The organism is Natrinema marinum (assembly GCF_024296685.1).
Classification (GTDB): domain Archaea; phylum Halobacteriota; class Halobacteria; order Halobacteriales; family Natrialbaceae; genus Natrinema; species Natrinema marinum.
Map to the genome: position 1 here is coordinate 3,576,537 of NZ_CP100763.1, position 25,388 is coordinate 3,601,924.

General features: G+C 67.4%; 26 protein-coding genes and 2 pseudogenes. 15 read left to right on the plus strand and 13 right to left on the minus strand.

The genetic code is table 11. From position 1 onward, the window contains the following. Positions 1-20: 20 nt before the first annotated feature. Both NKH51_RS17740 and NKH51_RS17745 read right to left on the minus strand, forming a co-directional pair. Complete coding sequence (locus NKH51_RS17740; protein WP_254762995.1) at positions 21-338, minus strand: HalOD1 output domain-containing protein; 318 nt, start codon at positions 336-338, stop codon at positions 21-23. Positions 339-428: 90 nt separating this feature from the next. Further along, entirely contained in the window at positions 429-1,082 is a 654-nt protein-coding gene (locus NKH51_RS17745) for a helix-turn-helix domain-containing protein (protein WP_254762996.1), read from the minus strand. Positions 1,083-1,182: 100 nt separating this feature from the next. On the opposite strand from NKH51_RS17745, the gene NKH51_RS17750 reads away from it, so the two are divergent. The 3 genes from NKH51_RS17750 (at position 1,183) to NKH51_RS17760 (ending at position 4,277) form a co-directional block, all read left to right on the plus strand. Next, complete coding sequence (locus NKH51_RS17750; protein ID WP_254762997.1) at positions 1,183-1,569, plus strand: hypothetical protein; 387 nt, start codon at positions 1,183-1,185, stop codon at positions 1,567-1,569. 70 nt (positions 1,570-1,639) lie between these two features. Next, on the plus strand, positions 1,640-2,887 hold the full coding sequence (gene hmgA, locus NKH51_RS17755; protein ID WP_254762998.1) for a hydroxymethylglutaryl-CoA reductase (NADPH): 1,248 nt from the start codon (positions 1,640-1,642) through the stop codon (positions 2,885-2,887). Between the two features lie 73 nt (positions 2,888-2,960). Further along, a complete protein-coding gene (locus NKH51_RS17760; RefSeq protein ID WP_254762999.1) occupies positions 2,961-4,277 on the plus strand; it encodes an outer membrane protein assembly factor BamB family protein in 1,317 nt (438 codons plus the stop codon). 162 nt (positions 4,278-4,439) lie between these two features. Here NKH51_RS17760 and NKH51_RS17765 read toward each other — a convergent pair whose 3' ends face one another. Both NKH51_RS17765 and NKH51_RS17770 read right to left on the minus strand, forming a co-directional pair. After that, positions 4,440-5,309 (minus strand): alpha/beta fold hydrolase, encoded by an 870-nt coding sequence (locus tag NKH51_RS17765; protein WP_254763000.1) that lies wholly within the window; start codon positions 5,307-5,309, stop codon positions 4,440-4,442. A 263-nt stretch (positions 5,310-5,572) separates the two neighbouring features. Beyond that, on the minus strand, positions 5,573-6,097 hold the full coding sequence (locus tag NKH51_RS17770; protein WP_254763001.1) for a DUF5817 domain-containing protein: 525 nt from the start codon (positions 6,095-6,097) through the stop codon (positions 5,573-5,575). A gap of 107 nt (positions 6,098-6,204) precedes the next feature. Between NKH51_RS17770 and NKH51_RS17775 the strand changes: the two genes are divergently transcribed. After that, positions 6,205-6,546: a cupin domain-containing protein gene (locus NKH51_RS17775; RefSeq protein ID WP_254763002.1), complete on the plus strand. Its 342-nt coding sequence runs from the start codon at positions 6,205-6,207 to the stop codon at positions 6,544-6,546. Positions 6,547-6,616: 70 nt separating this feature from the next. Next, positions 6,617-7,984, plus strand: coding sequence for an NRAMP family divalent metal transporter (locus tag NKH51_RS17780; RefSeq protein ID WP_254763003.1), 1,368 nt, complete (start codon positions 6,617-6,619; stop codon positions 7,982-7,984). An 18-nt stretch (positions 7,985-8,002) separates the two neighbouring features. Here NKH51_RS17780 and NKH51_RS17785 read toward each other — a convergent pair whose 3' ends face one another. From NKH51_RS17785 to icd, 4 genes are all read right to left on the minus strand, one after another. Further along, positions 8,003-8,161 (minus strand): hypothetical protein, encoded by a 159-nt coding sequence (locus NKH51_RS17785; RefSeq protein ID WP_254763004.1) that lies wholly within the window; start codon positions 8,159-8,161, stop codon positions 8,003-8,005. Positions 8,162-8,258: 97 nt separating this feature from the next. Beyond that, the gene (locus NKH51_RS17790) at positions 8,259-8,642 is read right to left on the minus strand and encodes a winged helix-turn-helix domain-containing protein (protein WP_254763005.1); all 384 of its coding nucleotides are present in this window, start codon (positions 8,640-8,642) and stop codon (positions 8,259-8,261) included. 51 nt (positions 8,643-8,693) lie between these two features. After that, positions 8,694-9,131 (minus strand): GNAT family N-acetyltransferase, encoded by a 438-nt coding sequence (locus NKH51_RS17795; protein ID WP_254763006.1) that lies wholly within the window; start codon positions 9,129-9,131, stop codon positions 8,694-8,696. Between the two features lie 150 nt (positions 9,132-9,281). Further along, complete coding sequence (gene icd / locus NKH51_RS17800) at positions 9,282-10,544, minus strand: isocitrate dehydrogenase (NADP(+)) (protein ID WP_254763007.1); 1,263 nt, start codon at positions 10,542-10,544, stop codon at positions 9,282-9,284. 648 nt (positions 10,545-11,192) lie between these two features. Between icd and map the strand changes: the two genes are divergently transcribed. Then, on the plus strand, positions 11,193-12,089 hold the full coding sequence (map, locus tag NKH51_RS17805; RefSeq protein ID WP_254763008.1) for a type II methionyl aminopeptidase: 897 nt from the start codon (positions 11,193-11,195) through the stop codon (positions 12,087-12,089). A gap of 120 nt (positions 12,090-12,209) precedes the next feature. On the opposite strand, the gene NKH51_RS17810 is transcribed toward map, so the two are convergent. After that, a complete protein-coding gene (locus NKH51_RS17810) occupies positions 12,210-12,410 on the minus strand; it encodes a DUF7835 family putative zinc beta-ribbon protein (protein ID WP_254763009.1) in 201 nt (66 codons plus the stop codon). A 255-nt stretch (positions 12,411-12,665) separates the two neighbouring features. Here NKH51_RS17810 and NKH51_RS17815 point away from each other — a divergent pair, with 255 nt between their 5' ends. Together NKH51_RS17815 and NKH51_RS17820 are read left to right on the plus strand one after the other, a co-directional pair. Beyond that, positions 12,666-13,208 (plus strand): HIT family protein, encoded by a 543-nt coding sequence (locus tag NKH51_RS17815; protein WP_254763010.1) that lies wholly within the window; start codon positions 12,666-12,668, stop codon positions 13,206-13,208. 115 nt (positions 13,209-13,323) lie between these two features. Continuing rightward, positions 13,324-13,737 carry a cupin domain-containing protein gene (locus NKH51_RS17820; protein WP_254763011.1) on the plus strand — a complete coding sequence of 138 codons (414 nt, stop codon included), beginning with the start codon at positions 13,324-13,326 and terminating at the stop codon, positions 13,735-13,737. Between the two features lie 37 nt (positions 13,738-13,774). Here NKH51_RS17820 and NKH51_RS17825 read toward each other — a convergent pair whose 3' ends face one another. Then, positions 13,775-14,011: a glutathione S-transferase N-terminal domain-containing protein gene (locus NKH51_RS17825; protein WP_254763012.1), complete on the minus strand. Its 237-nt coding sequence runs from the start codon at positions 14,009-14,011 to the stop codon at positions 13,775-13,777. A 127-nt stretch (positions 14,012-14,138) separates the two neighbouring features. On the opposite strand from NKH51_RS17825, the gene NKH51_RS17830 reads away from it, so the two are divergent. Both NKH51_RS17830 and NKH51_RS17835 read left to right on the plus strand, forming a co-directional pair. Then, positions 14,139-16,091, plus strand: coding sequence for a PAS domain S-box protein (locus NKH51_RS17830; protein WP_254763013.1), 1,953 nt, complete (start codon positions 14,139-14,141; stop codon positions 16,089-16,091). Positions 16,092-16,164: 73 nt separating this feature from the next. Next, entirely contained in the window at positions 16,165-16,644 is a 480-nt protein-coding gene (locus NKH51_RS17835; RefSeq protein WP_254763014.1) for a redoxin domain-containing protein, read from the plus strand. A 31-nt stretch (positions 16,645-16,675) separates the two neighbouring features. On the opposite strand, the gene NKH51_RS17840 is transcribed toward NKH51_RS17835, so the two are convergent. Further along, positions 16,676-17,041, minus strand: a complete 366-nt coding sequence (locus tag NKH51_RS17840) for a winged helix-turn-helix domain-containing protein (protein ID WP_254763015.1) — start codon at positions 17,039-17,041, stop codon at positions 16,676-16,678. Positions 17,042-17,167: 126 nt separating this feature from the next. Next, the gene (locus NKH51_RS17845; protein ID WP_254763016.1) at positions 17,168-18,421 is read right to left on the minus strand and encodes a tRNA (N(6)-L-threonylcarbamoyladenosine(37)-C(2))-methylthiotransferase; all 1,254 of its coding nucleotides are present in this window, start codon (positions 18,419-18,421) and stop codon (positions 17,168-17,170) included. A 205-nt stretch (positions 18,422-18,626) separates the two neighbouring features. Between NKH51_RS17845 and NKH51_RS17850 the strand changes: the two genes are divergently transcribed. The 5 genes and pseudogenes from NKH51_RS17850 to NKH51_RS17865 all read left to right on the plus strand — a co-directional run bounded on the left by NKH51_RS17850 (position 18,627) and on the right by NKH51_RS17865 (position 24,432). After that, positions 18,627-19,724: a M48 family metalloprotease gene (locus NKH51_RS17850; RefSeq protein ID WP_254763017.1), complete on the plus strand. Its 1,098-nt coding sequence runs from the start codon at positions 18,627-18,629 to the stop codon at positions 19,722-19,724. Continuing rightward, positions 19,721-21,400 (plus strand): DUF4129 domain-containing protein, encoded by a 1,680-nt coding sequence (locus NKH51_RS17855; protein ID WP_254763018.1) that lies wholly within the window; start codon positions 19,721-19,723, stop codon positions 21,398-21,400. Before NKH51_RS17850 ends, NKH51_RS17855 begins: the two co-directional genes overlap by 4 nt. 116 nt (positions 21,401-21,516) lie before the next feature. Continuing rightward, positions 21,517-21,942, plus strand: a pseudogene (locus tag NKH51_RS18965) (DUF7269 family protein); the annotation flags it as partial. Between the two features lie 28 nt (positions 21,943-21,970). Beyond that, a pseudogene (locus NKH51_RS17860) lies at positions 21,971-23,056 on the plus strand (DUF58 domain-containing protein); the annotation flags it as partial. Beyond that, positions 23,053-24,432 (plus strand): hypothetical protein, encoded by a 1,380-nt coding sequence (locus tag NKH51_RS17865; protein ID WP_254763020.1) that lies wholly within the window; start codon positions 23,053-23,055, stop codon positions 24,430-24,432. The pseudogene NKH51_RS17860 and the gene NKH51_RS17865, both read left to right, overlap by 4 nt. On the opposite strand, the gene NKH51_RS17870 is transcribed toward NKH51_RS17865, so the two are convergent. Continuing rightward, on the minus strand, positions 24,421-25,386 hold the full coding sequence (locus tag NKH51_RS17870) for an AAA family ATPase (RefSeq protein ID WP_254763021.1): 966 nt from the start codon (positions 25,384-25,386) through the stop codon (positions 24,421-24,423). The two genes, NKH51_RS17865 and NKH51_RS17870, sit on opposite strands and share 12 nt — an antisense overlap. Positions 25,387-25,388 lie beyond the last annotated feature (2 nt).

Consider the following 25,388-nt stretch of genomic DNA (forward strand, 5'->3'; position numbering starts at 1 on the left):
CCCGCTGCGCCCGGCGGGGACTACGCGAGCTCGAGGTCGAAATCGTCGTCGTCCTCGGAATCGAAGACGATGACGCGTCCGTCGCCGGTGACGATCAGATCCCACTCGTCGACGCGGAACTCGAGAGCGATCCCGGCGCCCGCGGTTCCGGCGTGACCGATGAGTCGGTCGAGCGCCTCGAGTTCGATCGTCTCGCACAGCGGTTCCATCTCAAGGGGCGACGTGTCCGCGACGGCGGCGAGCGCGTCGATGACGGCGCTCGAGGCTCGCTGCGTACCGCTCTGATCGAACTGCGTTTGACAGACGGGTGATCCGTGGCGCGCGATGAGGTTACTCATTGTACTCCGTACGGGGTTCGTCCGATTGAATGCGGAGACGGCATATTCCCGGTTTTATGTACCCGCAACCGCCTCTCACGGCCGCGCCGATCAACGCGCGACGGTGCTCCCGACCAGAGCTTCCATCCCGCGCCGGAGCCGACCGCTGACCGCCGACGAGGAGACCCCGAGCACCTCGGCCAGGTCCTCGATGGACGCCCCCCGCGGGTCGCTGAAGTACCCGCGCTCGTAGGCCACCTGCAGCGTCTCCCGCTGGACCGGCGTCAGTCCGTACGCCGACCCCAGTTTGTCCTCGCCGGGGTGATAGAGCCGATCGACGGCGAACGCGACGTCCTTCGCGAGACAGTGGGCGCGAAACGCCCGCAGCGCCGCCACATCCGGTATCTCGAGCGTCGCTATCCAGCCGCCGCGGCCGCTCGTGGCGTGGAGGACGCGCATCCCGAGTTCGGCAGCCTTCGGCAGGACGAGCCGCTCGGTGGAGGTCAACCGCATTCGGTAGACCCGGAACTCGCCGCCGTCGATGATGACCGTCGGCTCGGACACCGTCGGGTCGGTCGCCAGCGCGTTCTCGAAGCGATCGAACTGGCCCCCCGTGACCTTGAAAAAGAGATAGTACTCGCCCGGGCCGGCGATCGTCTGGTACTCGAGTTCGCTCTCCATCTCGGGGACGGCCTCGATCGTCGGCGTGAGCACCAGCTCGGGGTGGACGAGCGTGATCTCCGCGATAGCTCTCGAGCCGCTCATACTCGATCTCCTATCCCGTCGGCAATGAAGGTTGAACCCGCTCGGGTCGCGTACTGCGAGCGAGCGCAAGCTTGACTTACCTGCCCGTTGGCCGATCCGTATGCTCGATCGCGAGGGACGCGTCGTCTTCGGATCGTTTCTGCTGTTCGTCCTCGCCCGGACCGGCTCGGTCGTCCTCGAGGCCCAGCTCGGGATCGCGCTGCGCGATCGACCGATCCCCTCGCTGGTCTTGGTCGCCGGCGTCGCCGTCGCGCTGCCGCAGCTCTATCTCGCGGTCACCGACGTGGAGCCGACCTCACACAGCAGGCTCCGTGTGGCCGCGATCGCGACGGCGGCGTTCGCGGCAACCTTCGCCCCCGAAACCGACGGGGCGCGCTCGCTGTTGATCGGCGCGATCGGCGTCGGCGCAATCTTGAGCCTGCTCTGTTACGAGGCGCTCTCGGGGTATCACGCCTCGCCCAGAGAGCTCGCGACCCGACTTCGGTGAACGTCGGCCCCCTTCGTGGACCGAACGCGAATCAGCAACTGTTAGGACGCCCCACCGTCTCGACCCACGCATGACAGATCCCGAGGACCTCGCCGAGCGGGTGCGCGAGGGCGAGCTTCGCATTCACGAACTCGAGGCACACGCCGACTACGACACCGCGGCCGAAGCCCGGCGGCTGCTCGTCGAGCGCGAGACGGGCACGGAACTCGAGGCGATCGGTGACTACACCTTCCCCGCCGAGCGGGCGGACCCGAACATCGAGAACATGATCGGCGCGGCGCAGGTGCCGATGGGCGTCGTCGGCCCCGTTCCGGTCAACGGAGCGGCGACCGACTCGGACGGCGGCGCGGCAGACGGCGAGTACTACCTGCCGCTGGCGACGACCGAGGGCGCGCTGTTGGCGTCGGTCAACCGCGGGCTGGGCGTGCTTCGGTCGGCCGGCGGGGCCGAGGCTCGCGTCACGAAAAACGGGATGACCCGCGCCCCGGTGTTTCGGGTCGAGGGCGTCGCCGAGGCCGCCGAGACCGTCGAGTGGGTCGAAGCGAACCTCGAGACGCTTCGCGAGGCCGCCGAGTCGACGACGAGCCACGGCGAACTGCTCGATATCGAGCCATACGTCGTCGGCGACTCCGTCTTCCTGCGCTTTGCCTTCGACACCAAGGACGCGATGGGGATGAACATGGCCACGATCGCGACCGGCGAGGCCTGCGAGGTCGTCGAGGCCGAAACCCCGGCATCGCTCGTCGCGCTCTCGGGGAACATGTGCTCGGACAAGAAACCCGCCGCGATCAACGCCGTCGAGGGACGGGGCCGGTCGGTGACCGCCGACGCCGTGATCCCCGGCGAACTCGTCGAGGACCGACTCCACACGACCGCCGACGCAATCGCCGAGGCCAACACGCGCAAGAACCTGATCGGCAGCGCCAAAGCCGGCAGTTTGGGGTTCAACGCGCACGCCGCCAACGTCGTCGGTGCGGCCTTCCTCGCGACCGGTCAGGACGAGGCCCAGGTCGTCGAGGCCGCGAACACGATTACGACCATGGACGCGCGCGAGCGCGAGGACGGTACCACCGACCTCTACGCCAGCGTCTCGCTGGCCTCGCTCGAGGTCGGCACCGTCGGCGGCGGGACGAAACTCCCCACGCAGTCCGAAGCGCTCGACGTGCTCGGACTGCGTGGCGGGGGCGACCCGCCGGGCTCGAACGCCGACGCGCTCGCCGAGATCATCGCCGTCGGCGCGCTGGCGGGCGAACTCTCCTTACTCGGCGCGCTGTCCTCGCGACATCTCGCCAGCGCCCACGAGGATCTAGGTCGATAGGGGTACTGTTCTGAAACGTGAGGTCGAATACCAACATCCCATTTTATATAGATAATCTTCTACACAACGAACGATGGGAAAACGTTCACCCGGGGCACCGGGAGAGGGAGGGCAGCGGGGATGGCGCCGCCGTCGCGTGTTGGCGACCGCCGGTGCGACCACGATGGGCGCGCTCGCGGGCTGTCAGTCAGGCAGCGACGACACTGGGATGAGTGACCGATCGGACGAACACGAATCGGCGGGGACCGATAGTGGTTCTGCAGAGGGGGCGGCCACCGGCAGCCGGATGTACCGCGTCGACGCGGCCAACTCCGGACACCTGAGCGAGGCGCGCGGGCCACAGGAACAGCCGGTCGAGAAGTGGTACGAAGCCAGAACGACGATAAGCTTCATTACGCCAGCAGTCGCCGACGGAACGGTCCACGTCGGCCCGGAACTGGCCGCCTCGGATGGGACCGTCAACTGGGATGGCGACTTCTACGAGCGCTCGCCGGCGATTGTCGATGGACGGCGATACTCGGTAACGTTCACCGAACTGAATACGGTTAGCCTCGACGACACGCTCAACGAGTGGAACTACTACTTCACCACCAATCCGTCGGCGCCGACGGTCGTCGACGGGGTCGCGTACCTCGGCTACGAACGCGGGCAGCTCTACGCGCTGACGACGCCCGGCGAGGACGAGGAGGGATTCCAGGCGGACGGCGAAGAGGTGTGGTCGTTCCAGCAGCCCGACGACCCCGAGAGCGGCCTCGAAACGGGGACGTTCTACGCGCCGGCCGTCGCCGGCGATACCGTCTACGCGAGTTCGCCGACCCATCTGTACGCACTTACGGCCTCCGACGGCAGCCAGAAGTGGGTTCAGACTGACGTGACCGGAGGCGTCCCAACCGTCGTCGACGGGACGATCTACCTCCCCGCGGGCGAGAAAATCGTTGCTCGCTCGACCACCGACGGGTCGAAAGAGTGGGAGTCCCGCGTCGGCAGTCCCAACCCGGTGGCGGTGGCAGACGGCGTTGTCTACGCGAACCACAACAAACTGCACGCCATCGATACCACCGACGGCAGCGTTCTGTGGCAGACGGAACTCCCTGGTGCGGCGTCGACGCCGGGCGAATTCCCCACGCAGGGAGACTCCTCTCCGGACCTGACTTCTTTCGGTCCGTCACCCCCGCCCGTCGTAGCGGACGGGACCGTCTATGCCTGCAGCGGGGGAACGATCTCGGCACTTGATGCAGCCAGTGGCGGGATACAGTGGTCCTACGATACGAACGGGACGGCCGCCTGGACGCCGGCCGTCGCCGACGGCGAACTCTACGTCGTCGTCTCCGACGCCTCGCCTATGGACACGGACATCTACGGCCGTGTCGTCGCGCTCACCGAGCCCTGACACGAGAGACGTCACGTCCGACTTTTCGTACTCCAGCCGGTTTGTGGCCGCTACTGGATCGCGATGGTGAAGACCGGAAGCGATCGACTCGAACACTGAACCGACGGAATCTGCTCGCCGCAGGCGCGACTGTCGGCGTGACCGGCTCTGTATAGCGTGTCGTCATGTCTTGTCCAGAAACTCACTGACAACTTCGGTCACCTCATCTGCTGCCTCGTCCGGAACGAAATGTCCAACGTTCGGAAGTCGATGAACGGTCGCATTAGAAAGAGTGTCCTCCCACCGTTTGAGATACGAGTCGTCGAAAGCAGGATCTTGGAGTCCCCACATGACGAGAGTCGGTTTTTGTGTTATCTGAGAGCGTTGTTGCCATAGCGATTCGTACCACTCGGTAGAACCGATGAGCTCCTGTGCGAGCACCAAGGGAGCGGTGCGATCAGCAGCAGTCGGAAACGGATTCGTATAGTGACGATGCACCTCGTCTGTCAGTGGGGTTTCGTCTCCCCACGCTGCTTTCAGTAGAAACCGCGCAGAACCGTTGTATCTGCAATAGAAAAGTCTAGCAAGTCGTCCACGCATCACGAGATTTGTCAATCTAACTGTCGTATCGTTCTTGAGCGACCACAGCCACGTGTTGAACAGAACGAGACGACTCACGGTTTCCGGCCGTCGAATTGCGAGGGGGAGACCGATCGGCCCGCCAAAATCGTGTACGACGAGCGTGAACTCATCTACCCCCAAATAGTCGATGAGATTTGTGAGTCTTGTAGCGTGATCCTCCGGTGTATACCCCGCACCTTGCGGTTTATCAGATAACCCGAATCCGAGATGATCCACGGCGATCACTCGATGATCACGTGAGAGATGCGTAATGAGATCCCGGTAGAGAAACGACCACGTCGGCGTTCCGTGGACGAGAAGTATCGGGTCACCGGTCCCGCTCTCGACGTAGTGTATCCGTCCGTCATCTGCATCGAAATAGTTCGATTCGAACGGATAGAGCGAGTTATTGAGCCACCTTCGTTGCTCCATCTCTAGCCGAATATGCGGTGACGAGTATTAATGATCTACTCCGTGTGGAGACAACGACCACGGCCACGCCGAGGAGTCGCTGCTACCGGACTGCCCACGCTGGGACACGCCAGTCGGGTTTTTATCGCCGTCTACCGTGACCGCCTTGGTCACACCGTGCTGTACGATTCTGCCGACCCTCGTCCAGCGCGAGGACTGACTCGAGGCTCGGCCTCGAGCGAGTTGGTCCGTGATCTGTTCTCCTCGGACGCTCGTCATCTCGGTCACAACAACCGATACCGGCCGCGGCTCTCGCTGACGACCCCGCGTCGCGTCAGCTTCTCGAGCGCGTCACGCACGTACTCGGCCGACACGCCGCGCTCGCCCGTGTAGTCGACGATCTCGTCTTCGGTCGGCTCGTCGAGCGCCTCGAGCGCTCCCTTCACGATCTCTTTCTTGCTGCCGCTCCGACTCGGTCCGCGCGGATCGCGGTCGCCGGCCGCGTCGACTTCCTCCACGTCGAGTCCCGATTCCGCGAGGTACTCCGCATCGTCGACGACGCCGTCGGCTACGTCGTCCTCGAGAGCCGCGAAGGAGTCGAGTTTCGCGAAGGCCTCGCCCTCGCCCTGGCGGTTCGCGAGCATCGACGCCCGAACGTCGCGGGCGTGGGCGGCGTCGTCGGTCTCGACGAACTTCTTGCGCTTCTCGTAGGCCTTGCGCGCGCCACAGCGGGGACACTGGGTCGTCTCGGATTGCCCCTCGATGATCCAGAGGTTCGAACAGTCGCTACAGCCGACGACGGCGTACATGGCTCGCAGTCGGGCGTCCCGCCAGTTCAACCTTCGGCAAGCGCGGCGGAAGTGAACGGCCGCCCGGACGGCGGAGCTATTTGACGGTTCGTCCCCTCTCGAGGCGTATGGAACGCGTCTCCATCGACGACCGCGAACCGTCCGAAGCCGCCGACGGCGTCCACCTCGCCCTGTTGGCCGGCACCGACTCGATGAACGTCCAGCACTTCGAGATCGAACCCGGTGCGACCGTTGACGAGCACAGCCACCCCCACGAGCAGACCGGCTTCATCGCCGCGGGCGAACTGACCTTCCTCGTCGAGGGCGACGAAATCGTCTGCGGGCCGGGCGACTCCTACGCGATCCCCGGTGGCGAGCCCCACGCGGCCGAGAACCGCGCCGACGAACCGGTTCGGGGCGTCGATATCTTCAGCCCGCCGCGCGAAGATCCGACCTGGCAGACCGAGTAGGACGACTCCCCGACCCGCCTGCACCGACGAATACCACGCAGTTATATAGTTCAGTTCGAAAGAGTGGCCGATGGCAACCGAACGCCAATCGGTGGGAGTCGGACGGATCGGAACGGCGCTCGAGCGACTGGGGCCAGCGTGGCTGGCCGGCGCGATCGCGGCGGGGCCGGCGACGATGGGCAGCCTGCTGGTCGCGGGCGCGAGCTTCGAGTACGCCCTGCTGTGGGTCGTCGTCCTGTCGGCGGTGCTTGGCACCGTCGGCCAGTACCTCGCGATGCGACTGGGGCTACTCACCGAGGCGGGGATCGTCTCGGTCGTGGAACGGCACCTCGGCTCGTTCTGGGCGTGGGTGCTGGTGGTCGACGCCGTGTTGGCCGCTGGGCTCGCCCAACTGATCATCATGAAGACGCTCGCGTCGGTGAGCGCGACGATGGTCGCCGAGGCGGGCGTCGGGAGCGCCGCGCTGACCGACCCGCGCCTCTGGGGGATCACGTGGGCCGTGATCCTCGCGCTGGGGCTGGCCGGCGGGGGTTACCGGGTCGCGGAACTCGGGGCCAAACTGCTGGTCTCGATCGTCGTCGCCGCGTTCGTCGCGAGCGCGTTCGTCGTTCCGATCGATCCCGCCGCGGCAGCGCGCGGACTGGTGCCTGCGATTCCAGCCGGCGTCGACGGCGCGCTCGTCGCTGCGGGTATCCTCGGTGGCGCAGTCCACATCACACTGTTGACGATGCAGAGCTACACGATGCGCGCCCGCGGCTGGACTGCCCGCGACGCGGACGTCGCGGCGGTCGATGTCGTGAGTTCGATGCTCGTCGCGTTCGGCGTCTTCAGTCTCGGCGTCTTCCTCGTTGCGGCGAGCGTCCTCCCCGCGGCCGGCGTCGATCCCGCGACGATCGACGGCGTCGGCGCCGCCCAGACGCTCGGTCCGGTCGCCGGCGGGTACGCGACCTGGATCTTCCTCGCCGGTCTCCTCGGTGCGGCCGTCTCCACACTCGGTGGGAACACGATCGTCCCGCCGTACCTGCTGGCCGACAAACTCGGCTGGGACCGCTCCACCGACGACGGCCGCTACCGGGCCGCCGTGGCCGCCGTCGCGCTCGTCTCCGCGGCTGGCGCGTTCCTCGGCGGGTCGTTCTTCCAGTTGCTCGTGCTCACGCTGGCGTTCGGCCTCGTCGGGACTCCCTTCGCGATCGCCGTGATCCTCGTTCTGCTGAACGATCCCGGCGTCGTCCCCGAGACGAATTCCCTGCCGGCGAACGTCGGCGGGCTCGCACTGTTCGCCGTGACCGTCGTCCTCGCCGGCGAGTTCGTCCGCGGCGAACTCGAGACCGTCACCGACCCCGTCTCGGCGTTCGTCGTCCTCTTCGCGGCGGCGATGGCGCTGGCGCTCGTCGGTCTGGCCGGGAAATACGTGCGCGATCGGGTCGGCGCGAACTGAAGCGTCGGGACGGAGAACTCACAGAACGACGGCAGTGACGACTGCGAAGAAACCGAGTAAGCCGCCGCCGGTGACGGCGGCCGCGATCGCGAGCGGGACGAACAACCGACCGAGTTCCCGTACCGTCGCTGCCGTAGACGTGATTGCGCTGACGGGAGCGTGAATCTCTTGTGCCATACTACCGACGCCAACGGTGCGACCCTTGAAACTCAGTCAGACGCTCGACAGACGCCTCCGGTGACCTGGCCGTTCGATCGTCAGTGGCGACCCCGAGTCACTCGCCGTACTCCTCGAGCGCGTCCCACTCGCGGCGCATCAGGTCGCGGACGCCGTGCTCGAGAATCCCCTCGCCCAGGGAGGTCGACCGGTAGTAGGAGTAGAGCCCGTCGCTGTCCGGCTCCTTGCGTTTCCGATTTTCCACGAGGCCGACGTCGACGAGCTCGTCGAGGTGGTAGTGGAGCACGTTCGACTCGAGCCCGAGTCCGTCGCGCAGTTCGCTGGCGCTCTGTGCATCGTCCTCGACGAGCGCGTTCAGAACGCGAAAGCGCGTCTCGTTGCCGATCGAGCGTTGCATCGCGAGGGACTCCTCGAGCGAGAGAATGCTGTGCTCGGGCAGCACGGAGTCGGACCGTTGCGACGGAGGACCGTGGTTCACCATTGGTGTCAGTTCGAACGGATAATCCGTAAGTATTTTCCGCCGAGATCTCACTCAGTCCACCGATTTCCGCATCTCGACGTGAGGAATGCCCGCCTCCTCGAACTCCTCGCCGCGCCGTTCGTAGCCGAGATCGCGATAGAAGCCGGCGGCCCGCGTCTGTGAGTGGAGTTTCAACGCCGAAAACCCGAGCGCGGCGGCGCGTTCCTCGAGCGTCTTCATCAGCGCGCGTCCGACGCCCTCCTCCCGGCGGGACTCGAGGACCGCGACGCGTTCGACTTTCCCGATGCCGTCCTCGTACTCGCGCAGTCGCGCCGCGCCGATCGGTTCCTCGCCGTCGTACGCGACGACGTGGACGGCTGCGTCGTCGCGCCCGTCGTACTCCAGGTCCTCGTCGACGCCCTGTTCCTCGACGAACACCGCGTGGCGGACCGCGAAGGCGTCCTCGCGTTCGGGGTCGGTTTCGGCGACGTGAACCTCGAGATCGGCCATCGGATGGCGGTACGCTCGCCGGAAGTGAGAACGTTACGGCGCGGTCGACCCGGTGGCGGCTTCGAAATACGAGCGAGATAGAAGTGCGGCGCCCGTAGACGGCTCCTCGAAAGCGTCAGAACCTGCGGTTCTGACCGTCCGAACAGCGCTCTACGAGAGCTTTTCGATGTTGTTGACGACTTCTTCGGCGAACTCGCTGGTGGCGAGCTTCTCGGCGTCCTCGAGCTGGCGTTCGAGGTCGTAGGTGACCTTGCCCGAGGAGATGGTCTCCTCGACGGCGTCGCGGACGAGGTCGGCGGCGTCGTCCCAGCCGATGTAATCGAGCATCATGCGACCCGAGAGGATCATGGCGGTCGGGTTGACCTTGTCCTGCCCCTCGTACTTGGGCGCGGAGCCGTGGACGGGTTCGGCCAGCAGGAGGCCGTCGCCGAAGTTGGACCCGGGAGCGATGCCGAGGCCGCCGATCTGTGCGCCGGCGGCGTCGGACATGTAGTCCCCGTTCAGGTTCATCGTCGCGATGACGTCGTAGTTGTCGGTGCGGGTCAGCAGCTGCTGGAGCATGTTGTCCGCGATGCGGTCGTTGACGACGAGCACGTCGTCGTCGGCCTCGCCGTCTTGCTCCTCCCAGAGGGTGTCCTCGGTGATGACCTCGTCGCCGTACTCCTCTTCTGCGACCTCGTAGCCCCAGTCGCGGAACTGGCCCTCGGTGAACTTCATGATGTTACCCTTGTGGACCAGCGTGACCGAGTCGCGGTCGTGCTCGAGGGCGTAGTCGATGGCGCGGCGGACGAGTCGCTTCGTGCCGAACTCCGTGATCGGCTTGACGCCGATGCCGACGGGGCCGTCGTGGATGGTGTTGTCGAAGCCCATTTCGTCCTCGACGAACTCCTTGACCTGCTCGACTTCGTCGGTGCCTTCCTCCCACTCGATGCCGGCGTAGACGTCTTCCGTGTTCTCACGGAAGGTGACCATGTCCATCTGCTCGGGCTCGGAGACGGGGGACGGGACGCCGTCTAAGTGGTAGGTCGGGCGGACGTTCGCGTAGAGGTCGAGCTTCTTGCGCAGCGCGACGTTCAGCGAGCGGAAGCCGGCGCCGACGGGCGTCGTCAGCGGACCCTTGATCGCGACGCGGTGTTCCTTGATGGCCTCGACGGTCTCGGCGGGCAGGTTCTCGTCGTACTTCTCGCGAGCGGATTCGCCGGCGTAGACGCGCATCCAGTTGATCTCGCGGCCGGTCGCGTCCGCGGCGGCCTCGAGGACCTTCTGTGCGGCGGGGCCGACGTCGCTTCCCACACCGTCACCGTAAATAATCGGAATAATCGGGTTGTCAGGTACCTCGAGTTCGCCCTCGGTACCCTCTTTCAGCGTGATCTGCTCCCCTTCGTCGGGGACCTCGATCTTGTCGTAACTCATCTCGTCTACACGGTTCTTCGACGGGGGTAAAAGGTCTACCATTTCCATCGCGGTCCGGCAAAAGTTGAACGATACGCAGTCGACGCGGGCGCGACAATACCGTTGCAATCGCCCGACCACACGGCCGAGACCGCTATTTTATCGCATCAACACCGATACAAAGTCCGTTAAATGAAGGGGGAGATCGCCGCAAAATCGGCACTTCGCGACGGAGAGCGAGGAGCCGTCCGTCCACTCACCGCCCATCGGATCGCTCGGTGGCGGAAAATCGCGGCCGACCGCCCCTCGAGGCCGGTGGATCCACCCGCCGGGTGTTCGTTCGTGCCGTCGGCCTCGCGGGCAGCGGTCGCCTTCGAGCCGGCGTCAGCGTGCCAGTGACGCCCCGCTCGGTTCGCTGGCGTCTCTCACGCCGATCGATTCGAAGTGCCGGCGGGGTATAACCCGTGGCGACCGTTTCACGGCTGGCGACGCCGATACGGACGATTTCTCTCGCAAACGGTCGGGTCTGGAACCTGTTCGACTCGCTCGAGATCGGCGAGACGCCGACTCGAGGCCGGGCCGCGCCCCCATACTGCCGTCGCGGTGGCCAGGCGCATCGGTCCGCGGAGAGACGGAACCTCTTTTTATCGATCGGTGTAACCCGGATGCATGGCCGAATCCGAGGTGGACCTCGAGTCCGAGCAGTACGAAAAACACCGCGAAGCCGGGGAGATACTCGCGCAGGTGCGCGAGGAGACCGCCGAGCGCGTCGAGGTCGGCGTGAGCCACCTTGAGGTCGCCGAGTGGGCCGAAGATCGCATTCGGGAACTCGGCGGTCAGCCCGCGTTCCCGGTCAATATCTCCGTCGACGAGGAGGCGGCCCACGCGACGCCATCGATCGACGACGAGACGACCTTCGGCGAGGAGATGATCAACTTGGACATCGGCGTCCACGTCGATGGCTGGCTGGCCGACACCGCCGTCACCGTCGACCTCTCGGGCAACCCCGAACTGGCCGAGGCCTCCGAGCAGGCCCTCGAAGCCGCCCTCGAGATCGTCGAACCGGGCGTCGACACCGGCGAGATCGGTACCGAGATCGAGGACATCATTGACGGCTACGGCTACAACCCGGTCGTCAACCTCACCGGCCACGGGCTTGGTCACTGGGAGCAACACACCAGTCCGAACATCCCCAACCGCGCCGTCTCGCAGGGCGCGACGCTCGAGGTCGGCGACGTGGTCGCGATCGAACCGTTCGCGACCGACGGCGGTGGCAAGGTCACCGAGGGCGCGACCGAGGAGATCTTCTCGCTCGAGCGCGAGGGGACCGTCCGCAACCGGCAGGCTCGTGAGGCCTTGAACCAGATCACCGAGGAGTTCCGCACGCTGCCCTTCGCGACGCGGTGGCTCGAGACCGACCGTCCGGAGATGGCGCTGCGCCGACTCAAGCGCAACGACATCGTCCACAGCTACCCGGTGCTCAAGGAAGATGACGGGTTCCTCGTCAGTCAGAAAGAGCACACGATCATCGTCACCGAAGACGGCTGCGAAGTGACGACCGAGTGAGTGTCCGTCGGCAGTTCGAATCGGTAATATCGAGGCCGACCGGGACGCGCTCGGCAGATACTGAATTCGGGAGACCGGGCAACGAGGGCGGTTACAGCGACGACTGTACTCGAATCGTCTTCAGGCGTTGTTCATCCGCTGGCTCGTCCGGTTCCCACACCGCTGGCACTCGGCCACGCGGTACGGTTCGCGGGAGAACTGCGCGTTTTCTTTCTTGAGGCTCTCGGTCCGGATCTGCACGGAGACCTCGTGGAGGGTATCTAAATCGCATTCCTCGCAGTGCTCGGTCATCCCGTTGAATGAGTTGTCGGTCGTTGCCATTACTGGATTACTTGCAGTAGCCACCTCTTAAACCCATCCTTCATTTTGAAACGTGAGTTGCAAAAACCGCAAGAGGGCATTAACATCGGCATAATGCGGCGTCGAGAGGCCCTTAGACCGTTTAGAACGCGCTCTCGTCTATTCAAGCCGACCTTGTGCGCTACCGTCGCGCGAATTCGACCGGCGAACACGGACCTGATCGCCGTGCGTGGCGGGGACTGAAACCCTTTTGGCGCGCCTCGAGTGGTACCCGATATGGACCAGGTGTTCGCACCGTGGCGGATCGAGTGGATCAGACGCGAGGAGAAGAACCCGGACATCGAGGAGTGCGTCTTCTGTGAACTGCCCGAACGGGACGCCGACCGCGACAACCGGATCGTCGCGCGCAGCGAGCACGCGTTCGTCATGCTGAACAACTATCCGTACAACCCGGGCCACGCGATGGTCATCCCTCACACACATACGGGCGAGTACACCGCACTCACCGACGAGACGCTGCTCGATCACGCCCGCTTGAAACAGCGAACGTTCGACGCCCTCGAGGCTGCCTTCGATCCCGACGGCTTCAATGCCGGCTTGAACCTCGGTGACGGGGCCGGCGGCTCGATCGACGACCACCTGCACACCCACGTCGTCCCGCGGTGGCAGGGCGATACGAACTTCATGCCCGTCATCGGCGACACGACGGTAATCGTCGAAGCGCTCGAGGCGACCTACGACCACCTTCACGACGCCTTCGCCGCCCAGGACGGCGCGACCGTCTCCGACGAGGCCGACGCGGTCGCGTTCGATCGCTGAGTCGGACAGTCGGTCGTCGCTTTGTGGGACGGCGACGCGACAGCGTCGCCACTGCCAGCAATCCGGGCCGGGCATCCGGACACTTTTCCCACTCATTATCGTGTGTCACGATAGCATGGAGTACGAAGTGGTCCACACTGACGACGTACCGCTCACCGACCTCTCAGACGTCGACGAGATCCCGCCCGACCTACACATCCGGGCGATCGACGAGGTCTTCGACACCGATTCGCTCAACGTGAAACTCTGGTACTTCGAACCCGGCGAGGAGATCGGGTATCACGCGCACAACGAACAGGAGGAACTGTACTACGTCCTCGAGGGCGAGTTCTCGCTGAAACTCGGTCGTTCCGGCGAGGAAGAGTACGTCGACGCCGGCCCCGGAACGTTCTGGATCGCGAAACCCGAGGTCGGCCACGGCCATCGCAACGTCGGCGACGAAGAAGGCGTGATTCTGGCGGTCGGCGCGCCCGCAGTCGAAGATCCAGGCGTCGATCCTCACGGGCTCGACGAGAGCGACGACGCGTAGCGGTCGGTACCCGTTCGCCACCCCCAGGCGTACACCCTCAGGCGTAGGTCGTCTCGAGGTAGTCGAGGATACGCTCCGATTCGGCCATCGTCACGCCGCGGTCGTCGTCGACGACGATCGGCACCTGTCGCTGGCCCGAGACGCGCTTGACCTCGTTGCGTTTCGAGTGCAGTCCCTCGACCCAGACGCTCTCGTAGTCGATGTCGAGTTCCTCGAGCCGGTCGACGACGTGCTCGCAGAACGGACAGCCCTCCAGTCGGTAGAGCGTGAGCATGTCCGACGGTACGGCACAGTTCCTCAAAAGGGTACGCCTCAAGCGCCGCCGGCCAACGGTGCCGGCGCTGGATGGGCCAACGAGTGTTGCCACAATAGCTAAGATTCGCCGTCCTAAGTCGATACCGATGGACGCGAGCTCGTATCGTGAAGCGCTTTATGAGGTGTTCGTCGGGACGGACCACGATGTCGAGACGCAGATTGCTCACGCTCTCGAGATCGGCACGGAGTATTTCGATCTTCCGATCGGATTTCTCACCCGCATCGAGGATGGGACACAGACGATCGTACACGCGACGGGCTCGCACGACCTGCTCCAGCCGGGGGAGTCCTGCCCGCTCGAGGAGGCCTACTGTCGGCGAACCGTCGAGATGGACGCACCGCTGGCCGTCCAGCACGCCTCGGCGTCGCCAGTGATTTCGGAGACCGCGGTCGAGACGTTCGATCTCGGGACGTACATCGGCAGCAAGGTCGTGGTTGACGACGACCTCTACGGCACCGTCTGTTTCGCTGCCGAAGACGAACGCGGCGCTCCCTTTTCGGAGGCCAAAGAGACCTTTCTCGAACTACTGACGAAACTGATCGAGCAGGCGATCGAGCGACGCGCCCACGAGCGCGAACTCCGGGAGCGGACCGAGCGACTCGAGCGGGAGAAACGGCGCTTCGAGGGGATCGCCGAGACCAGCTTCGATATCCTGTTCCGGATCGGGCTCGAGACGGAGTTTACCTACGTTTCCTCGGCGGTCGAACGCGTTCTGGGCTACGAGCCCGAGGCGCTGATCGGGCGACCGATCACCGAGTTCATCGCCGAGTCCTCGGCCGAGGCGGCGATAACGGGCTACTCGCAGGTGATCGACGGCACGCCGGTCGAGAACGTCAAACTCGAGTTCGTCGACGTGGACGGCGACCGCGTCGTGATCGAAGTCAACGGGACGCCGATCACCGACGACGGCGACGTTCGTGGGGTGCAGGGCGTCGGCCGGGACGTGACGGCGCGGAGAGAACGCGAACGGGAACTCCGGATCAAGACGCGGGCGATGGACGAGGCGCGGATCGGCATCTCGATTTCGGACGCCCGACAACCTGACGAGCCGCTCGTCTACGTCAACGACGGATTCGAGCGGGTGACGGGTTACGATGCGGCCGACGCGCTCGGGCGAAACTGTCGATTCCTGCAGGGCGAAGCGACGGATCCGGAGACAGTTGCTACGCTCCGCGAACGTATCGACGCCGACGAGCCGGTCTCGGTCGAGATCCTCAACTATCGGGCCGACGGGACTCCGTTCTGGAATCAGGTCCGGGTCAGTCCGGTCGGGAACGACGACGGCAGTGTGACCCACTATCTGGGCTTTCAGACCGACATCACCGAGCGCAAGCGGACCGAACAGCTCGTCCGACTGCTCAACCGGGTGCTTCGCCACAACCTGCGCAACGACATGAACGTCCTCTTCGGGCTGGGCGACCGGCTCGAGACCGGCGCGGCCGACGACGCCGCGGCCCTGGGCGAGCAGCTCTCGGAGACCGCCGCGACACTGATCGAACTGAGCGAACAGGCCCGCGATCTGGAGCGCTATACCAGACGCGAGCGCGATCCACAGCGTCTCGCGCCCGACTCGCTGCTCGCTGCCGTTGCGGACGACTACCGAGAGCGGTTCCCGTCGGCGACCGTCGACGTGACCGCCCGCACCGACCGCGAGTTCTGTGCCGGCCCCGAACTCGAGCGGGCAGTGGCCGAACTCGTCGAGAACGCGCTGAAACACAACCCCGAACCCGAGCCGTGGGTGAGCCTGTCGGTCGACGACGACGATGGCCGACTCGTCCTGACCGTCGCGGACGACGGTCCCGGCATCGCCGAGATGGAGACCGCGGTCATCGCCAAGGGGGAGGAAGAGGCTCTCGAGCACGGCTCCGGACTGGGCCTCTGGCTGGTCAACTGGATCGTCACCCGCTACGGGGGCTCCTTCCAGATTCGAGCGGCGGACGACGGCGATGGCACCGTCGCGACCGTCCGCCTGCCCGGAGTCGGCCCTGACGACTCGCTCGAGGCGGTCGCACAGCGGCCGACGGTCCTGTTCCGGTGAGACCACTTCTGGTCCGGTGTGACGAGACGGCCGCGACGCCGAGATTTTAGTGCTCGCGCGAGCATCCTCGCGTATGCCACCGACCGAGGGCGAGACCGTCGCGGATTTCGAGGCGGTGCTTTGTGACGGCGAGACGTTTCGATCGACGGCGCTTTCGGACGCGCTCGGCGCCCGCGGGGGCGTCGTCGTCTCGACGGGCTTCGCGTTCAGCGCGATCGCACAGAACTGGTGGAAGCGATTCGTCCGCGCCGGCTGGGCCGAGTTCGACGACGTGTCGGTCCTCGGCGTGAGCCGGGACGGCCCGTACGCGCAAAACGAGTTCCTCCGCTGGCTGGACCGACCGGGCTTTCGCTTTTTCGCGGACGTCGACGGCACAGTGAGCGAGTCGTTCGAGTTGCTAGCCGATCGCGAGCACATGGCCGGCGTCTCGACGCCGTGGCGCTCCGCGTTCGTTCTCGAGCCCGACCGCGAGGTGCGGTACGCCTTCGTCGCGGACGACTGGATCTCGCCGCTTCCCCGCGAGGAGATCGAAGCCGCCGTGGCGGAGCTCTGAGGTGCCGTCGGTCAGTGCGGCCCACGCCGCCTTAGGGCTCGCAGTAGAGCGTCTTGCCGTGGTGGGCACACTCGATCCGCAGCGGCTCGTCGTAGGTCACCGTGACGTGCTCGATCGCCTGGACGTAGTGGGCCGGCAGTCCGCCCTGGGAGCGCTCGTTGAGCTGTCGGATCAGACCGGCCTCCCGGAGGTTCTCGACCTTTCGGTAGGCCGTCGACTGGGGGAGTTCGAGCGCCTCGGCGATCTCGGGAACCGTCGTCGGCTCTTCGACGGACAGATACACCGCTCGCGCGTCCTCGTCCGAGAGTAGCTCGATGATGAGCGCCGGTACACACCCGAGTTCTCCGTCCCGTTCGGCGCGCGGACAGCGGGTCGGCTCCTCGATTGCGTTGCTCATATCCCACGGTTCTTCCCGAACGGGGGTAGAGTCGTGCGCCGATTCCCGAACACTGGTACCCACCACGTGTTTCAAGCCCCTCGAGAACAGCCGTGGCGATCGAGCGACGACGGCGGTCCGCGACCCCTACACCGGCGTCCCGAACGCGTACATCGTCTCGTGGGCCGTCACCTCGAGATCGACGAAATCGCCGGGCTCTATGCCGTAGTCGTCGGCGTTCTGGACGATGATCTGACGGTAGGCGGAGTCGCGACACTTCACGGAGTCGGCGGTGCCCTCCTCGACGACGAGACAGTCCTCACGACGCTCGCCGACCATCCCCGCGTAGGCGTCGGCGACGATCTCGCGCTTGGCCGCGCTCATCTCCGTCGAGCGCTCCTTCTTGACCGTGCCGCCCAGCCCCTTCATGTCGGCGGCGTCGGTACCCGGCCGCTTCGAGAACCGGGTGACGTTGATCTTCTCCGGGCGAGTCTCGCGCAGCAGGGCCATCGACTGCTCGTGGTCGTGGTCCGTTTCCGTCGGGAAGCCGACGATGAAGTCCGTCGAGAGCGTCCAGTAGTCCAGCGTCTCGTCGAAGGTCTCGACGACCTCGAGGTACTCCTCGACCTGGTGTTGGCGGCGCATGTCGCCGAGCACGTCGTTCGAGCCCGACTGAACGGGTGCGTGCAGGAAGTCGTAGAGTTCGTCGCGTTCGGCGAAGACGTCGGCGAGTTTCTCGCGGATGCCGTGGACGCCCTTCGGGTTGGCCATCCCCACGCGCACCCGGAAGTCACCCTCTATCTCGCAGATGCGCTCGAGCAGCCGGTGGAGCGTGCGCTCGCCGTCGTCCCAGCCGTAGACGCCGGTGTCCTGACCCGTGATGCGGATCTCTTTCGCGCCAGCGTGGATCAGCGCGCGGGCCTTCTCGACGTTTTCTTCGATCGGCGGCGAGTCGATCTTGCCCGTGGCCTGCTTCGTGATACAGTACGAACAGTCGGACATACAGCCACGCGCGATCGGCAGGATGCCGACGACGCCGTCGAGGATCGGCTCGGCGTCGGGGGTCGTCGTCGGACACTCGCCGTTGGTGACCGCTTCGGGGACCTCGTCCCAGTGAAGAACCTGTCCGTCGACGCCGGCCTGCCCGAACTCCTCGCCCTGAGCCAGAGCCATACAGCCGGTGATGAAGAGATCCGCCGTCTCGTCGGCGAGTTCCTCGGCCCGCCGGAGCATGTTGCGCTCGGTCTTCTCGACGACGGTGCAAGTGTTCAGGATGGCCACGTCGGCCTCCGCCGGCCCGTCGACCTGGTAGTGGCCCGCGTCGCGGAGCCGCCGCTCGATCTCGCGGCTCTCCCCGCGGTTGGACGTACAGCCGTACGTCTCGATGTGGTACCGGGCCATTCGTCGTGTCCCACCTCGGGCGCGGGAGGCCAAAAGCCCGACGGATCCCGGTCGCGACCGGCCCAGCGTCGAGCGTCGGACTCGAGCGCTGCGGACGGCGCCGGTCGACGGTTCGCCGGCCGGTCGTCGCCAACGTGAATACTGACTGTCAGGTCATCCGAAAATTTTTGCATCCCTGGCGGAGAACGTGTGTCAACGCCCTCCCATGAACCTTCGCCTCCGAATGTGTGCGGTCCTGGCGGTGTTCGTCGCGGTCAACGCCGCCTTCGTCCTCGCGGTGTGCTGGGCCTACGGCGTCCTCCTGCCGGGCGTCGTCGGCGGGACGCTCGTCTTCCTCCAGCACGGCTCCGTCGCCTTTGATTTCGTGCGATTGCCGATTTCGTGGCCGGTGGCCCTGCTGCTGATCGCCGGCTTCCTCGCGGCGCAACTCTACTACGGCTATCGGTACCTCCTCTCGGAGACGCACAGCGCCGCCGGCGACGCCGATCACGCCGTCGCCCGGATCGTCCGTCGACTGGCGATGACCGCCGACGTTCCGGAACCCGCCGTCCGCGTCGTCGACGACGAGACGCCGAGCTGTTACACCGTCGGCCGACTCACCGACGCGACGATCGTCGTCACGACGGGACTGGTCGCGACCCTCGACGCCGACGAGCTCGAGGCGGTGCTGGCCCACGAGATCGCCCACGTCGCCAACCGGGACGTGACGCTGATGACGATCGCGACGCTGTTTCTCGAGATCGCCGACCGGGCCTATCGCGCGGCGGGACTGGCCCGGCGCGCGCTGGCCGATCCCGACGGGCTCTCCGCCGGCGGTCGCGTGGCGCTGTACTGGTTCCTCCCGCTGGTCGCGCTGACCTACGTTTTCGTCGCGCCGATCCTGTGGGCGTTCCCCGCGATCGCCGACTGGGCGACGCGCACGCTCTCCCAGACCCGCGAGTTCGCCGCCGACGCCGCGGCCGCCGAGATCACGGGCTCGCCGCTGGCGCTCGCGACCGCGTTGCTGACGGTCGCCGAGGCGACGCCCGCGCCGGCGACGGATCTCCGGACGGGCAAGATCCGCGCGCTGTGTATCGTCTCCTCGGAGCCGATCGCCGGCGACGAGACCGCGTCGCTGCCCCGGATCCGGCGACCGGCGGACGACGCCACCCGTCGCGAACGCGTGCGGACCTGGCTCGAGGGGACGACGCCGTCGGCGCCCCTCGATGCCACCGACCCGTCGGGCACGCATCCCCCCGTCGAGGCCCGCGTCGGGCGGCTCAGCGACATCGCGGTCGAACTCGAGACGGAGGGTGGGTCGTGACGGAGATCCGCCGCGCCCTCGTGCTCGCGGGCTGTCTGTGCTGCCTGCTCGCGGTCGCGAGCGCGCTGCCCGCGGCCGATCCGCGGATCGACAGGCCGGGCGACCGCGGGGGAGAACCGATCGCCGGCGACTGGGAGACGATGGAGGGGACGCCCGACTTCACACCGCCCGCGGCCAACGACACCGACGACGATCGAGACGACGCGGACGAACCGGACGACGACACGGACGAACCGGACGACGACACGCTCGAGATCGAAGGCGAGATCGCACCGGGCAATGAGGTGACGGTCGCGACCGGTCACGCCGGCTGGTACGACACCAAAACGGTCCAAGTCAACGGCGCGAACGTGACCGAAACCGACGAGCTCGGCCGCGCCAACGTCACCGTCCCCTACGACGAGACGATGACCGTCGCGATTCCGGCGCTCAACCGCTCGCGGACCGTTGATGTGCCGACGGTGGCGACGATCGAGACCTTTGGCGGTGCGGCGCCGGCCCGCAGACTCGAGATCCGGGCGACCGTCGAATCGACTCCGGTGACTGACGCGACGGTCTCCCTCGACGGGCAGGCCGTCGAGACGACCGACGAGCACGGCGAGGCGCAGGTGCAACTCCCACCGACGGCCGGTCCGGTAGACCTGCGCGTCGAACGCAGCCCGGTTACAGGCAACCGGACCGTCGAGGTCGCCGAACCGACCGTCAGGTTCGTCACACCGCTGTTGTTCCCCGGCGGACCGGCCCCCGTCCAGGTGTCGGCCGACGGCCGCGGCGTGTCGGACGCGAATGTCTCCCTCGAGCGCGGCGGGTCGGACCGGACCAGCGTCGACGGGCGCACACGAATCTGGCTCCCGGTCAGCGACGAGGCGACCGTGACCGCCGAGGTGGGCAACGAGACCGCGACGGCGACCGTCGGGAACCTCTACCTGCGGTTAACGGCCGTCGCGGTGTTCCTCCCCGGCTTCTGTATCGGTGGCGTCCTGACCTACTTCCGGTTGGTCGCCGCCGGCGAGCGCCGTCGCTGGAACGCGGACGGCGGCGTCGGCTGGTTCCTCGCGCTCGCGGACCTCGTCGCCGTGCTCGGCGACTCCGTCGCGGCGCTGTTGCGCGGCGGCCGCAACTCGCTGTCGCTCTCGGTCCCGCGGTTCTCGTTCACGTGGCCGTCGCTGCCCCGCCTCGATCTCGGGCGCGTCGAGCGCGGCCTCCCGTCGCTCGGGGGGTCGCTCCCCTCGTTCGGCCGCGCGTTCGGAACCCTGCCGTCGCTGGGCTCGCTCGTTCGATCGTCCGACCGCGAGCGCGGGCCGTCGTTCGGCGACTGGTTCGGGACGGACGACGACGCGGCCGAGGAATCGGACGAGCCCCCCGACGATGAGCACACTCCCGATCTGGAAGCCGAACCGCTCGCCCCTCGCGGGCCGCGTGCGGACGTCCGAGAGGCGTGGCATGCGTTCGTCGACCGACTCGAGCTCGACGACCGGGAGACGGCGACGCCGGGCGAGGTGGCGCGTCGAGCGCTCGCCGTTGGCTTCCCGGCCGATCGGGTCGACCGCCTCGTCGCGCACGTCCGCGATATCGAGTACGGCGGCCACAGCCCCTCCCCGGAGCGGGTCGCCGCCGTCTGGGAGACGGTGAACGAACTCCTCGAGACGGAGCCCGACGAGGAGGGATCGTCGTGAGCCGCCGCTCGCCCCCGGAGCCCGGCCGGAGACTCGCGACTCGACTCCGGTCGATCGATCCGGAACGGGTCGCCACCGCCGCCGTCGCCACCGGCGTCGTTCTGGCGGTCGGCGCGGTGTTGTTCGGCGGGTTCGCACCGGCGAGTCGCACCCTCGTCAACCTGCTGTATCCGCTGGCGCTGCTGTTTCCGGCGCTTGGCGCAGTGCTCGTACTCGGCGTGTGCTGGTGGCTCTGGGACGACGACCGCTCGAGCGTGCCCCCGCTGCTCGAGGGGGCGCCGCCCGAGACGGCGAGCGCGCAGACGACAGAGCGAGTCGGCCAACCGACGGCGCGGACGCTCACGAACGCCGCCGGCGGCTGGTACGCCTGTTCGCCGACCGAGTCCGACGCGGACGTGCGCCGGCGGCTCGTCGACGGTGCCGTTCGGGCCCTCACGACGAACCGCGGGCTCTCGACGGGGGCGGCCCGCGAGGCCGTCCGCGAAGGAACGTGGACCGACGACCCGGTCGCCGCGGCGTTTCTCGCCGACGACCTGCGTCAGCCGCCCCGCGAGCGTCGCCGCGCCCGTCTCCGGCGATCCCAGCGACACCGTCACCGTCTACACGACCGTCCGGAACATCGGTTCGGAGCCGATCTCCGATCTCCGCGTCGTCGACGCCGTCCCCGAGGAACTGCCGGTCGTCGCCGGCTCCCCGCGTGCGTGTGTCACCCTCGAGTCGCTCGAGGAGACGACCCTCGAGTACGACCTCGAACTCCGTCGCGGCGAGCACGCCTTCGGTGACGCGACGGTGCGAGCCCGCGACCTCACAGGGACGGTCGCCGAGACGTTGTCGGTGAGCGTCGGCGGCGACGACGCCGTGACGTGTTCGCCGGTCGTCGAGTCGGCCCCGCTGGGCGAGGGTACGAACGACTACGCTGGCGAGGTGCCGACCGACGAGGGCGGCAGCGGCGTCGAGTTCTACTCCGTCCGCGAGTACGAGCCGGGCGATCCGGTCGCCTCGATCGACTGGCGGCGCTACGCCAGCACACGGGAGCTGGCGACCGTCGAGTACCGCGCCGAGCGGGCGACGCGAGTCGTCTGTGTCGTCGATGCTCGCACCAGCCAGTTCCGCGCGGCGTCCACCGCACGTCCCTCCGCCCTCGAGCGGTCGGCCGACGCCGTCGAGCGAACGCTCGAGGCGCTGGTCGACGCGGGCCATCCGACCGGCGTCCTCAGCGTCCACGACCGCCGGCTCGCGGCCGTCTCGCCGGGGTCCGACCCCGAAACGCGCCAGGAGGCTTCGCGCCTGCTCACGGAGGTCCAGGGGCCCAAGCCGGACTACTGGTCGTTCTGGCAGTCGCGAACGGGCGATCCGATCTCGAGCGTCGCCGACCGGCTTCCCGGCGACGCCCAGGTGTACCTGTTCTCCTCGTTCGTCGACGACGCGCCGGTCGACCTCGTCGAGCGGCTTCGCGCGCGAGGCTACGCCGTCCGGGTCGTCTCGCCGGACGTGACGGCGGGGGCCGACGATCTCGAGACGCGGCTGCAGGCGCTCGATCGGCGGACGCGGCTCGGCCGCGTTCGGGCGGCCGGCGCACGCGTCGTCGACTGGGCGCCCGGGCGGTCGCTCGGGCTTGTGCTCCGCGAAGCCGTCGGGGAGGTGCGGAGCCGATGAGCGCCCTCGAGAACCGACCGCCGTCGACGACGCGACGGGCGCTCGTCCTCGCCGCGGGCGTCGGAACGCTCGCGCTCGCCGTCTTCGACCCGACGGTCCTCCTTGGCGTCGTGCTCGGTGCCGGTCTCGCCGTCGCGATCGAGTTATTCGCCGACTCGAACCGCCGCGTCGCGGTCGCGTCGGCGCTCGTCCCGATCGTCGCCGGGGGCATCGTCGCCGCCGTCGCCCGCTCGGGAGCGCCGATCGCCGCCGTCGTGGCGGTCGCGGGCGCGGTCATCGCCGTCGCCGGCGGCGTCGTCGTCGCGGGCTGGCCGCGACCGGGCGTGCTCGTTCGGGTCAGCTCGGCCGCGCTGAGCGGGGCACTCGTCGCGGGCGGCGCGGCGCTGCTCGCGCTGGGCGTCGACGCGGCCGGCGGCCCGCTCCCGGCGCTTTCCGCGGTGGTCTGGGCCACCGGCGACGGATTCGTCGGTCTGTGCGTCGCGATCGGTGTCGCCTGCGTCGCCGTCGTCGCCGCGCTCGTTCTCGTCCCGCCGGCGGCCGTCACCGGTCCGCGGGGTCGCAAGTCGTACGTCTCGAGCCGCAACGGACTCGTGGTGGCAATCGTGTTCGCGACTGGGCTCGCGCTCGCCGCGCTGTTCGCACTGGCGTTTCTCTTCGATTTCGTGCTGTCGCTCGAGGGAGTTACCGACGCGATCGTCCGCAACGCCGTCGTCCGCGGCCTGCTCGCGACCGTGACCGTGGCGTCGGCCGTCCTCGCCGTGTTCGCGGTGGTCGTCCGCTGGTCGTGGCTCTACACCGACCGCCGACGCAACGTCGCCGTTCCGGTCGTCGTCGGCGCGGTCGCCGGTGCCGGCTTCGCGGCCGTTGGCGCGATCGGTGTCACCGGCTCGGCGACCCGCTCGGCGATGTTCCTCGGCGCGACGGCGCTCGCCCTCGGTTTCGGCTGGAGCGCGGCGTGGGTCCTCGAGGGTGCGAGACGACGAGACGAGATCCCGGCTACCGAGACCGTCCTCGCCGGTACGCTGGCCGCCGGTGGCGTCGCCGTCGGTGTGAGCGTCGATGTCGTCTCCCTCGACCTCGAGACGGCGCGTGCCGGAATCGCGACGCTCGTCTCCATCGCGGCCGCCGCGTTCGCGTACGACGCCGGTCGCTACGGCCGGGTGCTCGGACGCGAGATCGGCCCCGGTGCGTCCCGCCGGCCCCAACTCGTGGGGCTCGGCTGGCGCGCCGCGGTGGCCGGCGTCGGCGTGCCGGTGGCGGGCGTCGGCGTCCTGTTCGCGACGGTGCTCGCGCCGACGCTGTCGGTTCCGGCGACGGCCGGCGTCCTCGCCGCGTTGCTCGCGCTGCTCGCCGGGGCGTGGGTCCTAGTCCGCTGACGGCGGCTCCATCGCCGGGACCTCACACTCCTCGAGGACGGCGTCGACGACTGCGCGCCGAGAGACGCCGTCGACGCTCGCCTCGGGGGTCAACACGAGTCGATGGGCCAGCGCGGGGCGGGCGATCCGCTTTACGTCCGCCGGGACGACGTACTCGCGGCCCTCGAGGACGGCTCGCGCCCGGCTCAGTTCGAACAGCCGCTGGACGCCTCGCGGGGAGACGCCGACATCGACGCGGCCGTCGGTCCGGGTGGCGCGACAGACGGCGCCGATGTAGTCGCGCATCGGCCCCTCGACGGTGACCGTCTCGGGGACGCGCTGGAGTTCGCGGACCGTCTCGCGGTCGACGACGGGGTCGACGGTCGGGTCCGGCCGATCGCGGTCGGCGCGGCGGTCGATCAGTTCGCGCGTTCCGTCGGCGTCGGGATAGCCAAGCGAGGTCTTGACCATGAAGCGATCGCGCTGGGCTTCGGGCAACTCGAACGTTCCCTCCTGTTCGACGGGGTTCTGCGTCGCGATGACGAGGAAGGGGTCCGGAAGCTCGTGGGTCTCGCCGTCGACGGTGACCTGGTCTTCCGCCATCGCCTCGAGCAAGGCGGCCTGGGTCTTCGGCGGCGCGCGGTTGATCTCGTCGGCCAGCACGACGTTGGCGAACACCGGGCCGGGCGTGAAGTGAAACTCGCCGGTCTCCTCCTCGAAGACGTAGGAGCCGGTGATGTCGGAGGGCATGAGGTCGGGGGTAAACTGGATCCGGGAGAACTCGAGCCCGAGCGCGGTCGCGAACGACCGCGCGGTCAGCGTCTTGCCCGTTCCGGGCACGTCCTCGAGGAGGACGTGTCCGCGCGCGAGGAGGCCGGCGGTGATCTCCTCGAGGACGGCTCGGTCGGTGACGACGGCGGAACGAATCTCGTCGACGACGGCGTCGGCCGTCGCCGCGGCGTCGGGGACTGACATAC

Excerpts from the sequence above, each read along its gene's own strand:
- NKH51_RS17750 (WP_254762997.1), top strand. The coding sequence starts at position 1,183 with ATGCTCGATCGCGAGGGACGCGTCGTCTTCGGATCGTTTCTGCTGTTC.
- NKH51_RS17835 (WP_254763014.1), top strand. The coding sequence starts at position 16,165 with ATGCCACCGACCGAGGGCGAGACCGTCGCGGATTTCGAGGCGGTGCTT.
- map (WP_254763008.1), top strand. The coding sequence starts at position 11,193 with ATGGCCGAATCCGAGGTGGACCTCGAGTCCGAGCAGTACGAAAAACAC.
- NKH51_RS17765 (WP_254763000.1), bottom strand. The coding sequence starts at position 5,309 with ATGGAGCAACGAAGGTGGCTCAATAACTCGCTCTATCCGTTCGAATCG.
- NKH51_RS17785 (WP_254763004.1), bottom strand. The coding sequence starts at position 8,161 with ATGGCACAAGAGATTCACGCTCCCGTCAGCGCAATCACGTCTACGGCA.
- NKH51_RS17830 (WP_254763013.1), top strand. The coding sequence starts at position 14,139 with ATGGACGCGAGCTCGTATCGTGAAGCGCTTTATGAGGTGTTCGTCGGG.
- NKH51_RS17770 (WP_254763001.1), bottom strand. The coding sequence starts at position 6,097 with ATGTACGCCGTCGTCGGCTGTAGCGACTGTTCGAACCTCTGGATCATC.
- NKH51_RS17775 (WP_254763002.1), top strand. The coding sequence starts at position 6,205 with ATGGAACGCGTCTCCATCGACGACCGCGAACCGTCCGAAGCCGCCGAC.
- NKH51_RS17870 (WP_254763021.1), bottom strand. The coding sequence starts at position 25,386 with ATGTCAGTCCCCGACGCCGCGGCGACGGCCGACGCCGTCGTCGACGAG.
- NKH51_RS17780 (WP_254763003.1), top strand. The coding sequence starts at position 6,617 with ATGGCAACCGAACGCCAATCGGTGGGAGTCGGACGGATCGGAACGGCG.
- NKH51_RS17865 (WP_254763020.1), top strand. The coding sequence starts at position 23,053 with ATGAGCGCCCTCGAGAACCGACCGCCGTCGACGACGCGACGGGCGCTC.
- NKH51_RS17745 (WP_254762996.1), bottom strand. The coding sequence starts at position 1,082 with ATGAGCGGCTCGAGAGCTATCGCGGAGATCACGCTCGTCCACCCCGAG.
- hmgA (WP_254762998.1), top strand. The coding sequence starts at position 1,640 with ATGACAGATCCCGAGGACCTCGCCGAGCGGGTGCGCGAGGGCGAGCTT.
- NKH51_RS17790 (WP_254763005.1), bottom strand. The coding sequence starts at position 8,642 with ATGGTGAACCACGGTCCTCCGTCGCAACGGTCCGACTCCGTGCTGCCC.
- NKH51_RS17795 (WP_254763006.1), bottom strand. The coding sequence starts at position 9,131 with ATGGCCGATCTCGAGGTTCACGTCGCCGAAACCGACCCCGAACGCGAG.
- NKH51_RS17740 (WP_254762995.1), bottom strand. The coding sequence starts at position 338 with ATGAGTAACCTCATCGCGCGCCACGGATCACCCGTCTGTCAAACGCAG.
- NKH51_RS17845 (WP_254763016.1), bottom strand. The coding sequence starts at position 18,421 with ATGGCCCGGTACCACATCGAGACGTACGGCTGTACGTCCAACCGCGGG.
- icd (WP_254763007.1), bottom strand. The coding sequence starts at position 10,544 with ATGAGTTACGACAAGATCGAGGTCCCCGACGAAGGGGAGCAGATCACG.
- NKH51_RS17810 (WP_254763009.1), bottom strand. The coding sequence starts at position 12,410 with ATGGCAACGACCGACAACTCATTCAACGGGATGACCGAGCACTGCGAG.
- NKH51_RS17850 (WP_254763017.1), top strand. The coding sequence starts at position 18,627 with ATGAACCTTCGCCTCCGAATGTGTGCGGTCCTGGCGGTGTTCGTCGCG.
- NKH51_RS17820 (WP_254763011.1), top strand. The coding sequence starts at position 13,324 with ATGGAGTACGAAGTGGTCCACACTGACGACGTACCGCTCACCGACCTC.
- NKH51_RS17825 (WP_254763012.1), bottom strand. The coding sequence starts at position 14,011 with ATGCTCACGCTCTACCGACTGGAGGGCTGTCCGTTCTGCGAGCACGTC.
- NKH51_RS17815 (WP_254763010.1), top strand. The coding sequence starts at position 12,666 with ATGGACCAGGTGTTCGCACCGTGGCGGATCGAGTGGATCAGACGCGAG.
- NKH51_RS17840 (WP_254763015.1), bottom strand. The coding sequence starts at position 17,041 with ATGAGCAACGCAATCGAGGAGCCGACCCGCTGTCCGCGCGCCGAACGG.
- NKH51_RS17760 (WP_254762999.1), top strand. The coding sequence starts at position 2,961 with ATGGGAAAACGTTCACCCGGGGCACCGGGAGAGGGAGGGCAGCGGGGA.